Below are 12,147 nucleotides of genomic sequence, written 5' to 3'. Positions count from 1 at the left end.
CCGACGATCGGGGTTACCGAGTTGGTTTCTCTCTCTGTTTGACTTTTTGTTCCGCCTGGCGCATCTGTCGTTCGGATTGGATACAGATACCCGCACGACACAGCTGACGATCTGTCATCTGTAGTGCAGTGTTTCCACCGTATGGTGTTGTGTCCGCTCCGGTCAGAGCAGCAATTGCCAGTAAGTCTTCATGAGCTGAAAAAGCCATTTTTCCTCCCCAGGAACAGTTTTACAATGGTGGGGCTTCATACCCACCGTTTTACAGTTAATTTAATACTGACTTTTCAAAGTACGATCAATGTCTCGCTTGGTGTCGCGAGCTTTGATGCTTTCGCGTTTATCAAACTTCTTTTTACCACGTGCGATCGCAATTTCAAGCTTGATATTCCGGCCAGAATTATACAACTTAAGTGGCACAGCTGTCAACCGATCAGTTTCGGTCTGTTGCTCGAGGTGTGTGAGTTCTTTCTTAGACAGAAGCAGCTTGCGGGCACGTTCGGGATCGTAGCTTTTTGGGGTGTTGGCTGGCTGGAAGGGGGTGATGGTAGCACCGACGAGGAATGCCTCACCACCGCGAATGATCACATACGCCCCTTCCAGCCGGCCCTTCCCAGCTCGAATAGCCTTCACTTCAAACCCATGCAACACCAAACCAGCCTCGAGTGTTTCAAGGATCTCAAAATCAAAGCGAGCTTTGCGGTTTTGGATATACGTGCTCATATTGGAGTACTGTACTCTATCAATGATACTATAGTGAGACAAGCATGATTTTTGATGGAGACCATTCAGTTATCGCTGCGCTGCGTGAAAAGAAACGTTTACGCGAAACGAGCCAACCACACGAACATATTAGACCGCTCTTGATTCAAGGTGGTGGGCTGATGCGTGGTGTCTATGGTGTAGGTGCGGTACTGGCGCTAGAAGAACGGGGCTTTACAAACGCATTCTCGACGATGGTCGGTATCTCATCAGGCGCACCGATCGTCGCACATTTTGCCGCCGGTACTGCCAAGGAAGGCGTGCAAATACTCCTTGAGGATTGTACTGATCCAAAGTTTGTGAATCCGTGGCGGTTTTGGAATCAGGTCGACACCAATCATTTTATGGACGTTGTGCGCAATGATCCAAGAAAAAAGATCGATGTTGCAAAAGTCTTCGCTAATCCAGCTGAGGTGTTTTTTGGCGTGGCGGAATACAAGACTGCTTTACCGAAGTTGATCAAGCCGCATAATGAGGAGCATTTCTTTAAGAGTATGCACGCATCGATCAACATGCAGAATGTGTCTTCGTACAAAGTGATCATCGATGGGGTGCAGTATGCTGATGGAGGTTTTTCGAGTCCGCACGTGATCGGAAAGGCGATCGAAGAGGTCAAACCAACCCACGTACTTGTGGTCACTAATAATGATCGTGATTTCACACCGATCTCCCGCAAAGAACGATTACTCAATCGTACGATCTTTCGGCTGCGACTCAACGGAGTACTAGCTCAAGCGATCAATTCTCGGCGCGAAGCGCGTGATACAGCGATCGCGGATGCGATTGAGGGAGGTATTCCGACTGCGGTAGTGTGGGGTGACGGATCCATCAGTGGTATGGAAAAGAATCCTGCCAAGATTGCCGCTACTGTTGAGGCATCACGCGTGTGGTGGCACGGTTTTTTGTCTGCGGACGAAAATTGAAAAACATAGCCATTTGGGCTGTTTTCTGTATAATAACCCTCATGAATACCCCCGAAAAATCAGATAAACCAACTGATGAGACGTTGGAAAATAAGGAGCAAATGAATGATCAGGCTCAGTCTGGCCAAGCTGAACCGAAGCCGATGCCAAAAGCATCTGGCGACAAGGCAAGTCCTGGAGGTCTTCGCCGAGGCGGCAAAAAGCTACCGGTAGGCCCCGGGCCAGGAAATTTTTGGAACAACATGCTCTCAACGCTGTTGTTACTGATCTTCGTGACTGCGCTTTTCTCATATCTCACAGAAAATAAAGTACAACCTGAAGAGTTGACCATCACGGATGTGGTTGAACAGGTAAAGGCAGGAGAGGTTGATACGATCATCGTCCGGGGGGCGACACTAGAGATCGACTACAAAGATGATACTCGTACACCAGCGGAGGCAAAGCGTGAGGTAGATGCGTCGATCACTGAATCTCTCACTAACCTCGGTGTTACTACTGAAGAATTGGCGAGCATAACGATCGACGTACAGCGTGAGACTGGCTTTATGTACTGGTTTGGTCAGTTTGCACCATTCTTGTTTCCACTTCTCTTCCTCGGGATCATCATTTGGTTTTTTACTCGTTCGGTAAAGGGAGCAGGAATGCAGGCAATGAGCTTTGGCTCAAGCAAGGCACGCATGATCGATCCAAATGACACCAATCAAAAGGTGACTTTCAAAGACGTAGCTGGTGCTAAGGAGGCCAAGCAAGAGCTCGAAGAGATCGTAGACTTCCTCAAGAACCCAAAGAAATTCCTCGATATTGGCGCAGAGATTCCAAAGGGTGTGATGATGATGGGTTCACCAGGTACGGGTAAGACACTGTTAGCCCGTGCGGTAGCCGGTGAGGCTGGGGTACCATTCTTCTCGATCTCCGGTTCTGAGTTTGTTGAGATGTTTGTCGGTGTAGGTGCGTCACGAGTGCGCGATCTCTTCCAGATGGCAAAGAAGGCCGCTCCAGCGATCATCTTCGTCGATGAGATCGATGCCGTAGGTCGCATCCGTGGTACTGGTGTTGGAGGTGGAAATGACGAGCGCGAACAAACCCTCAACCAGATCTTGGTGGAGATGGACGGCTTTGAACCAAACGCCAAGGTGATCGTCATGGCAGCTACCAACCGTCCAGATGTGCTCGATCCAGCGCTCCTTCGTCCAGGACGATTTGATCGTCGGGTAACGATCGACTTGCCAGATCGCGATGATCGTAAAGCGATCCTTGAGGTGCATGCACGCAAGAAGCCGCTCCAAGAAGATGTGAATCTCGACATTATCTCACAACGAACCCCGGGCTTCTCAGGAGCAGACTTGTACTCACTTATGAACGAAGCAGCGATCTTGGCTGCGCGTGAAAACCGCAAGAAGGTAGGGCAGTTCGATCTCATTCGTTCGATCGAAAAGGTGATGCTTGGTCCAGAGCGTAAGAGTCATGTGCTTACCAAGTACGAGAAGCTCGTGACTGCGTACCACGAGACTGGTCATGCGCTTGTCGCGTCAGTCTTGCCATACGCAGATCCAGTACAGAAGATCTCGATCATCTCACGAGGTCGAGCTGCTGGCTACACTCTTAAGCTACCTGATAAGGATCGTCGCATGCAGACGCGTAAGGAATTCATGGATGATATCGCAATGACACTTGGTGGGTACGTGACTGAGGAAATGATCTTCAAGGACCTCTCAACTGGTCCATCAAATGATCTTCAGGTGGTCGCGAATCTCGCTCGTGACATGGTGACTAAGTATGGTATGAGCGAGAAGCTCGGCCCGGTTGCACTTGAGGGAACTGGTGGTCGTCTCATTGGCGGCGGTATCTCAGAAGACCGTGGCTATGGTGCAGCGACCGCCAAGCTGATCGATGAAGAAGTCACGCGTATCATTGAAGAAGGAAAAGACAAGGCTCGTGAGGTTTTGACTAAGCATCGTGATGCACTTGACGCGATCTCAAAGAAACTGGCTGAAGTCGAAACGCTTGAGCGCGATGAGTACGAGACACTCCTCAAGCAATATGGTGTAGAGATCAAGGATGCGTACAAGGAAATGTATAAAGACGAAGAAAAGATCGGTGATCCGAGTCGGAGTCTCGAACTTGGTCCAGAGGAGTTGCGAGGGTAGGTGAATGTAAAAGCGGCGCGAGCGAAGCTCGCGCCGCTTTTACGTCTAACTCTCACCGGTGTGCCGTGGTAGTGTTATTGAAAAGGTGGTGCCGACCCCGACGGTACTGTACGCAGCGATCTCGCCGCCGTGTTTAGTGACGATCGTTTTGGCGATCGAAAGACCGAGTCCTGAGCCTGGGATGTCTTGGGAACGAGCATTGTGTGCTCGATAGAAACGGTCGAATATGCGTGATAATTCTATGTCAGGGATACCAATACCACTGTCAGTCACGGTAATAGTAGCGTGTGTGTCGGTGGTAGTGAGGCCAAGGTATACACTGCGCTGGCTATCTGGGGCTAAGTATTTCATCGCATTGCCAATGATCACGTGAAGCATTTCCTCGATCCTTTTTGTGTCTGCTCTGATCATCACCCCGGCTGTTATATTTGAGGTAAAAGAAATGTGTTGTTCTTGTGCAAGTACTGATATGAAAGACGACATGTCTTTGAGTAGGTCACTCAGATCAATCACCTCTAGCTTCATTTGATTGGACGAAGTCTCGAGCTGCGATAGCTTAAGGAGATCGTAGATGAACATTGAGAGTGACGAAAGCGAGCGTTCGAGAAGTATGGCTTGGTCGCTAAGTCGCGGGTCAGTTTTTAGTGTGTCTAATTCATTGGTGATGATCGTGAGTGGGGTTTGTAGTCCGTGCGCGATCTGTGACACCATGTGTTGTTGGTTTTGATGTGCAGTATGCAGTTCGTTGGTACGTTGCTGTACTTTGTACTCGAGTTCTTTGGAATAATCTTGTAACTGTTGGTGCAGCAATGCTCGTTCGCAGGCGAGTGCTAGTTGATATGAAAGTGTTGTGATGAACTGTTGGTCAGCAGTGCTGTACGGTTCTCCTGAGCGTTTTGGTTGCAGAGATAACCTGCCTACTAGTTGCTTATTGCTAACAAGCGGTGCGATGAGTGCTCCGTTTCCATCCACGTACGCCTTTTTGCTGTGTTTGCGACCGTGGGCATGTGCGTCTGTGTGTACTTCGAGTTGTACTGCGCTCGCCTTCAGTGCTTGCTGGAGCACCTTACTTACATGCAGTTTGATGCGGCTGATCTCGATGCTCCGGTTCAGAACCTCACTAAGTTCGTCCAAGACCAGCGAGGGATCGTATCGGTCTTTGAAGAAGAATCGGTCGGTCTTACGGCGCAGAAATGTATCGACCTGTGAAAAAGAAAAGATACCGATCACTGAAGTAAGAAGACCACTGAAAGCTGAGTTCACAAGTATTGCCTGGTGCACGAAGCTTTCAAGAATAAAGAGTATTGCTAGATAAACTGCAGTGATGCCTCCAAGGAGTATCGAATAGATGAAGCCACGTTGGACAATGATCGAGAGGCCAAGAAAGTTGTGTTTGTTGATGATGTAGAAAATGATTCCGGCGAGAATGAGTGCGAGAGACGGACCGACGCCATTGAAGTAGTAGATATCAAACACCACTGGCAGGATCGAGTTGGTTGCAAATCCAATGATAAAGAAAAATGTTACGCCGAGAAAGAGAAATCTGATCTGATCAGCAATATGGTTTTGATATTGCTCATCATGGAGTTTCCGATAGAGGTTGATGATCGGAATGATCAATATGATGAATATGGAAAGCATGTACAGACTAGCGTACGGTCCGTCAGAGATCAGTATGTAGCTTTGGCTTACTACAGTCAGATCGCTGGCGAACACGCCATCCATGAAAGAAAACCCAACAAGCAAAAGGGTGATAAAGAGGGGAATGAATGATCGGAGTGTTTTGGGTGTCTCTCCTTCAGGGAACGAAATAATGAAATAGTACTTGGTGGTAATAAGGATGGCAGCGCTGGCATAGCCGATCTGAATGGCAAGCCAACTTTCTTGTCGTAGTGCGATCAAAGCTGCCATGGCCCAGCTCACAATACTAAAGAGGTGGATTATTAGGAGTACACGAAGGTAGGTGAGTCTAGTGCTGTTGTATACAAAGATGCTCAAGAGTGTTGAGCAGATAATGGTCGTGGCAAGGATGAGTTGTATAAAAAATGCCATAGGTTAGTCGCTAAAGAAAACACCGCGACATTGCTGTCTCGGTGTTAGTGTAACGCACTTGCGACACGTAGGGTATCTGTTTTTGCCTTAGGCGGCTAGTTGTGCTTGTAAGGACGGGGCCAGATGGGCTTTTCGAGTAAAACGTCCGGCCACATTGTGGTAGACATCCTGTGCTCGGGTGGTGTCGAGGATGCAGGTTTGTGGCTGGAATTGCTCCAGCCAGTAGGCGTAGTGTGCGCGGTCTTGAGGCGATGTGACCGCCTCAGCGGTTGGGCCTAGTACGTCGACAGAAAAACCGAGTTGCTCGACGGTTCGGCAGGAAACGCCGATGCCGGCAAATACTATCTTTTGGATGCCAACATGTTCTGCGTACGCGGCCAATGCTGAAAAGAGCAGGGGTACGCCAGCCGGGAAACCGCTGATCGCTAACATGCTTTGCTCGCCGATCCGAGTGTCCGAAGGGAACATCGAAACAGCTCGCTGGTAGCGAGGATCATCCTTGAAGAAGTGCCACTGTACACTGTGATTGAAACCGATACAGCCAAAGACATTTTCGCCCTCGATCGCGGCCAGGAGTGTCTCCGGGGGGTTGCGTGCACTGACGTGCAGGGTTCGTTCGTACACCGAGTTTACAAACGACACAACCTGCTTATGTTGTGCATGCTCTGGTGTAATGAGTTCAAGCGATTTCATTTGGTCACCTTCTTGGCATGGATGAAGTGGCTTTGGTCTGCGTAGGTCAGTGAACGACTCACGATCGTGAAACCGACGCTGGTGAGCAACTGCTCCAATTGTTCCGTGGAAAAGAAGTGGAACTGCAGGGTGCTTGCAATCAGTCGATTGTGCTCAGCTACGTAGCGCATTTGTGCCACCACCTGAGCGTCGTCGATCGCGCGTGTCAGCAGTTCCATTTCCCGTTCCGGAGAACGGTGTGCATGCAACCAAGCTTCTTCTGGACCATGATCACCGGCATGAGTCTTCAGGATAAGTCCGTTGTCGTACCCTTGTTTGGGGGTAACAACGATCAGTTCTCCATCTTTGCGCAGTACACGGTGGATCTCCCGCAGCGTAGCAGCGGGGTCTTTGAGTGCATACAGCGAGTGTATGCTTGTGACGATCTCAAACGACTCATCGGGCCAGGGAAGTCCCTGGTTCACGTCGTGTTCTCGAAGTAACGCGCGCACTTTGTTCTGTGCTCGCTTCAACATGGCGGGAGAAAAATCGACACCTGAGAGGTCCAGTTCGGGGTGTTCGGTTGCGATCAATTGCAGCAGGTTGCCGGTTCCGCATCCTACATCAAGTAGGTGTGCGGCTGGCTTCGTTGTGAGAGTGTCGTTGATCTGACGCAGTAACGCTTGGTACGGGATAAGCTGTTGCAGAGTGTCGTAGCAGGTAGCGTAGACACTCCAGTCAGTTTCTTGAAATGCGAGGTTTGTCTTCATCGCGGTCTCCTGTTGTGTGAAAGAACAAGTGGAATGTGCCGCAATTAGTATTACTTTTTAGTGGTTTCAAAAAGGTGAGTAAGAGATAAAGTTTCTCTTAACAGAACATAAGCGTTGATTAGTACTGTGCCGAACCCTCAAAGGCGCCAAATTTGTAACCGCAACCTGAAATGGTCATGATGTACTCATTCGTTTCGGCATCACACAACTTTCGTCGCAGGCTTGCGATGTGTGTTTCGATCGTGTTTGAAAAAGGGTCGGCGTTCATGTCCCAGACATGTTCCATGATCATGCCTCGTGAAAGGACGGAACCTTGATGGCGCATAAGATAGGTGAGGAGAGTGAACTCTTTGCGGGTCAGGGCAACTTCAGCGCCGTCTTTTGTGACGGTGTGTTTTCGAGTGTCGACAGTCAGGTCTTTGTAACAGAATACCTCTGCCTCGATCTGTGGCGGGCGTCGCAAAAGAGCTCGAATGCGCGCAAGGAGTTCAGTCAGTGAGAATGGTTTGGTGAGGTAATCATCAGCCCCAGCATTGAGGGCTTGCACCTTGATGTCAGTATCAGATAAAACTGAGAGGAGAAGGATCGGTGTTCGTAAATTACTCCGTCGTAATTCAGTACACACCTCAAGTCCGGTCATGTTTGGCATGACGTTATCGAGGATGATCAAGTCGTATTCATTCAATGTTGCTGTTCGCAGTCCTTCTGCACCATCGACGCAGGTGTCAACCGCATAACAAGCTGCTTCAAGATTGTGTTTCAAGAAATCACGGATCTTTTTTTCGTCTTCAACGATCAGTATACGCATAGATACAATAAGTATTCATTTGAGGTACGGTTGAGAGATTTTAGATTTTTTTCATCTCCCGTTTACGTTCATTTTAGTGGAGTTCTGCCATATTGTCGACATTAGTAGTGGGTTAGTAAGCAATATGGATAGTTCATATCAAAAAAGCTCGCTGGTAAAACTTATACAGCTGTCGGTCTTGATCGGCATGCTGTTTTTTGGTTTGGTACACGCAGCGAATGCAGAGGTAGAAGTTGATTGGGTCAAGCAGTATGGTGCCGCAAATCATGATGACGGTCATGATGTTGTTGCGGTCGATGGATATACGTATGTGGTCGGTGCGGTCAGTAGCGCGCTGCCAGGAGAATCATACAGCGGTGGATTAGACGCCTACATTCGAAAGTACGACAGTGCCGGAAATATTGTGTGGACCGATCAGTTTGGTACCGCGCAAGATGATTATGCAGTGTCGGTGACAGCTAATCAGAATTATGTAGTGGTGGTTGGAATGACCAATGGTACTTTTCCAGGAAAGACCAATCACGGCGGACAAGATGTGTTCATCCGCACTTACGAACTCAATGGGACGCTTGTGCTGAATCAGCAGGTGGGCACAACTGAGACAGACATTGCTCGGGCTGTGGCTGTAGACGAGTACTACATGTACGTCGTGGGTGCCACGCCGGCTTCACTTGATGGGCATCTACAGAGTGGGCAGTTCGATGCGTACATCCAGAAAATTCATCTCACTGGTGGTGCTGTGATCTGGACACGTCAGATCGGTACGGGTGAATCTGAGTGGGCTACGGGTATTACATATGTAAACTCATCTATCTACGTCCTTGGAAATACCTTTGGTGCAATCTCAGGTTTCACAAGTCAGGGTGGTTCGGATGTATTCATTCGTAAGTATGATACGAACGGAAATACGTTATGGACCCAGCAGTTTGGTACTGCTGGGTACGATCTTCTGTTTGATGCGACTGAGCAAGGTTCGTATGTGTATGTTGTGGGTGACACAAGCGGTGCCTTTTCAGGTGAGACAAACGTTGGGTCTGACGACGCGTTCATTCGTAAGTACAATGCGTCAAATGGATCACTCGTATGGACCGATCAGTATGGTACGAGTGGTACAGATGAAGCGTATGCGGTTGTGTCTGACGCAACTGGTGTATACGTAGGCGGCTTCGTGGAAGGAGCTCTTCCCGGCGAAACAGCGCTCGGTAGCTACGATGTGTATGTCCGGAAGTATGACTTTGATGGAAGTATTTTGTCGACCAATCAATTTGGTACGACGGGTGGGGAAGATCTGTATGGTCTAACAATGGATGGTGGGTACCTCTACCTAACCGGGACTGTAGACGGTAGTTGGTCAGGCTATACCAACGGAGGAGAGGATGATGGATACATGGTTCGTCTCTCGCAGGACCTCGATGGAGACGGTATTTACGACTCAGTAGATACGCAGACACTTGTTGTCTCAAGTGACTTCAGTGATGGTACTACGTACGGGTCAGTTGTCACAGTTGGTGATCAGACACTGTCGATCAAAGATTCACTAGTGAGCGGGGAAGGTGTTATTGTAACCGCAACCGCTGGTGGTGGATCAACTCAAGCAGAAGTATTTGCCTGTGGCATCTCCACCTTCTATCTTGATGCTGGCGATTCGGTGACGATCACCTGTGGTAGTGTGACGTTTGATGTGGAAGGAGGTGAAGTGCGTGTCGTCTTCTATGCAGACGATGGGCGAGTGGCTGAGTCCACTGTCGGCACAGGTAATCAACTTACCTTTGATGCGGTTGATGGGTCAGTTGAAGCGCCAAGTACCAATGCTGACAATGTAGTGATCACCGCAGGAAATGAAGTAGTGATCCTCGCTCCAGGTAATACTGACGAAATGCCGTCTGATATGCCAATTACGGTTGATGAGCTCGGCTTTACTGCCGCAGCGATTCCGGTTGGTTCAAATACAACACTCTTGGCAACTGTCAGTAGTCCGATTGATGAAGTTTCAACTATCACAGGTGTTGAGTACTGGGTAAATACAGGTGCACATGTATCCGCAGCAGCAGATGACGGAGCCTTTGATGAAGAGACTGAGAGCATACAAGTTGACCTCGGGACCTTTGCTGCTCCTGGTGTGTATGAGGTGTGTGTCATGGGGCACGACAACGTCGGTAACGTAAGTGAAACAGGCTGTACTATTCTTGCAGTCTACGACCCTACAGGTGGCTATGTGACTGGTGGTGGACAGTTTGAGTCTCCTGCTGGCGCGTATGTAGCAGATCCGACACTTACCGGTAAAGCACACTTTGGCTTTATTGCTGAGTACGAAGCTGGTATGCAAACTCCAACCGGAAACACTCAATTCCGATTCAACGCAGGCGATCTTAAATTCAAGAGCACCAGCTACGACTGGTTAGTCGTAGCTGGTGCACGAGCACAGTACAAGGGGTATGGCGAGATCGATAAACAGGCTGGATATCGATTTATGCTTACTGCTGTCGATGGTGACTTGCTTGGGCAAGGAGCTAGTGACGACACGTTCCGGATGAAGATCTGGGATGACGCCACTGGTGGCCTTGTGTACGACAACCAGTTAGGTGCGAGCGAAGCTGCTACTCCTTCGACTGTGATCAGTAACGGAAGTATCGTCATCCACTCTGACTAACAGTGGGTGACGCAGCGGGGACATACATTTCTCGCGCCAAAACCGCCAGGGCATGCACCGCTCCTGGCGGTTTTGTGATATGTAAAATCGGCGCGAGCGATAGCTCGCGCCGCTGTTCTACTGCAGACGTGCAGTAGGAATCATTTGTGATATCAGATCACTGTCTAGATATAGATCGTTTTGCACACACAGATCGCGCATCAAAACTAAGTTGGTTTGTTCAGCCACAGAAAGCTCCTGCGACTGTTGCCGAAAGGCAACAGCGTCGTCAAGGAGAGAAGTGATCGGGAGCTGTCCTGTTTCTGCAAACTCAGTAAGTAGCTGATGATGTTTTTGCAGCTGCGCATCAGCCGCGTGAAAGCAGATTCCAAGAATGTGTACTTTCTCGTCGTAGGTGTGACGAAGTAGTTCATACATGCCGTAGAAATGCGAATGACATACATTGTTCCAATTGCCATCAAACGACGCATCAAAGCAGTACAGGTAGCGCAGACTAGAGTGCCAGGCAATTTTGTCTCCGCTCTGCAGCCGGTCAAGAAACTCTAAGAAATTTGGATCGATAGCAAGCACGACAGTTCTCCGTAGTTGTGGGGTACATCCAAAAACTAACTATAGCAGAAATAGGGTGGGGAGTGCAAAAGCCGGCGCGCCGACTGTCTGGATCATTGCTATGTTAGTCTTTCTTCGTTCGTGACCAATCCATCTTCCATATGAATGATGCGGTCACAGTCCATAGCGTATTCACGTTCGTGGGTGACCATAACAATTGTCTGATTATTCTCATGATGGAGCCGCACGAGTAGGTCTATGACTTGCTTACCTGAGACTGAGTCGAGGTTAGCGGTTGGCTCATCGGCAAAGATGATCTTTGGTTTGCCAGAGAGAGCGCGGGCGATCGCGACGCGCTGTTGCTCACCACCGGAAAGTTCATTTGGAAGACTGGCGTATTTTCCGACTAGTCCCACATTATCAAGCGAGTGGTGTGATCGTTCTTTAGCCTTTTCCCAATCGTACCCGCGCATCAGAAGTGGTAGCATCACATTTTCCTCAGCCGTCAGGTCGGGCACTAAGGCATAATTCTGAAACACGTAGCCAAGTGTATTGAGTCGAAAGGCAGTTCGTTCACGTTCGTTCAGTTCTGATACGCAGACATCATTTATTTCAACACCACCCTCTGATGGTTCGTCGAGTACTGAGAGTTGATACATGAGCGTTGATTTACCAGCACCAGATTTACCCATGATAGCCAAGAATTCACCCTCTGCGACGGTAAGATCGATACCTTTAAGGACGTGGGTGATCAGATCACCTTCGCCGAATTTTCGATGGATATTTGTGGCTGTGATAAGAGGTTTCATATACAAAT

General features: G+C 49.0%; 10 protein-coding genes. 3 read left to right on the top strand and 7 right to left on the bottom strand.

Annotated elements, in window-relative coordinates; all coding sequences use genetic code 11:
- Window positions 1-270 precede the first annotated feature (270 nt).
- Window positions 271-720, bottom strand: a complete 450-nt coding sequence (smpB, locus tag H6786_05800) for an SsrA-binding protein SmpB (GenBank protein MCB9816873.1) — start codon at window positions 718-720, stop codon at window positions 271-273.
- A 44-nt stretch (window positions 721-764) separates the two neighbouring features.
- On the opposite strand from smpB, the gene H6786_05795 reads away from it, so the two are divergent.
- Window positions 765-1,682 (top strand): hypothetical protein, encoded by a 918-nt coding sequence (locus H6786_05795; protein ID MCB9816872.1) that lies wholly within the window; start codon window positions 765-767, stop codon window positions 1,680-1,682.
- A 242-nt stretch (window positions 1,683-1,924) separates the two neighbouring features.
- Entirely contained in the window at window positions 1,925-3,829 is a 1,905-nt protein-coding gene (gene hflB / locus H6786_05790) for an ATP-dependent zinc metalloprotease FtsH (protein ID MCB9816871.1), read from the top strand.
- 45 nt (window positions 3,830-3,874) lie between these two features.
- Here hflB and H6786_05785 read toward each other — a convergent pair whose 3' ends face one another.
- The 4 genes from H6786_05785 to H6786_05770 all read right to left on the bottom strand — a co-directional run bounded on the left by H6786_05785 (window position 3,875) and on the right by H6786_05770 (window position 8,131).
- The gene (locus tag H6786_05785) at window positions 3,875-5,881 is read right to left on the bottom strand and encodes a GAF domain-containing sensor histidine kinase (GenBank protein ID MCB9816870.1); all 2,007 of its coding nucleotides are present in this window, start codon (window positions 5,879-5,881) and stop codon (window positions 3,875-3,877) included.
- Between the two features lie 87 nt (window positions 5,882-5,968).
- The gene (locus H6786_05780; GenBank protein ID MCB9816869.1) at window positions 5,969-6,574 is read right to left on the bottom strand and encodes a thermostable hemolysin; all 606 of its coding nucleotides are present in this window, start codon (window positions 6,572-6,574) and stop codon (window positions 5,969-5,971) included.
- A complete protein-coding gene (locus H6786_05775; protein ID MCB9816868.1) occupies window positions 6,571-7,323 on the bottom strand; it encodes a methyltransferase domain-containing protein in 753 nt (250 codons plus the stop codon). The genes H6786_05780 and H6786_05775 overlap by 4 nt, the downstream gene beginning before the upstream one ends.
- 118 nt (window positions 7,324-7,441) lie before the next feature.
- Entirely contained in the window at window positions 7,442-8,131 is a 690-nt protein-coding gene (locus H6786_05770) for a response regulator transcription factor (GenBank protein ID MCB9816867.1), read from the bottom strand.
- Window positions 8,132-8,255: 124 nt separating this feature from the next.
- On the opposite strand from H6786_05770, the gene H6786_05765 reads away from it, so the two are divergent.
- The gene (locus H6786_05765) at window positions 8,256-10,781 is read left to right on the top strand and encodes a hypothetical protein (GenBank protein ID MCB9816866.1); all 2,526 of its coding nucleotides are present in this window, start codon (window positions 8,256-8,258) and stop codon (window positions 10,779-10,781) included.
- Between the two features lie 117 nt (window positions 10,782-10,898).
- Here the strand turns inward: H6786_05765 and H6786_05760 are convergent, their stop codons facing one another.
- Together H6786_05760 and H6786_05755 are read right to left on the bottom strand one after the other, a co-directional pair.
- Window positions 10,899-11,351, bottom strand: coding sequence for a hypothetical protein (locus H6786_05760; GenBank protein MCB9816865.1), 453 nt, complete (start codon window positions 11,349-11,351; stop codon window positions 10,899-10,901).
- Between the two features lie 98 nt (window positions 11,352-11,449).
- Window positions 11,450-12,139: an ABC transporter ATP-binding protein gene (locus H6786_05755; GenBank protein ID MCB9816864.1), complete on the bottom strand. Its 690-nt coding sequence runs from the start codon at window positions 12,137-12,139 to the stop codon at window positions 11,450-11,452.
- Window positions 12,140-12,147: the final 8 nt, after the last annotated feature.

Source organism: Candidatus Nomurabacteria bacterium, from assembly GCA_020632075.1.
In the GTDB taxonomy this organism is placed as follows: Bacteria; Patescibacteriota; Minisyncoccia; order Phycocordibacterales; family UBA918; genus OLB19.
Note: the sequence above shows the minus strand (reverse complement) of the source record. Positions and strands in the feature narration are given on the sequence as shown.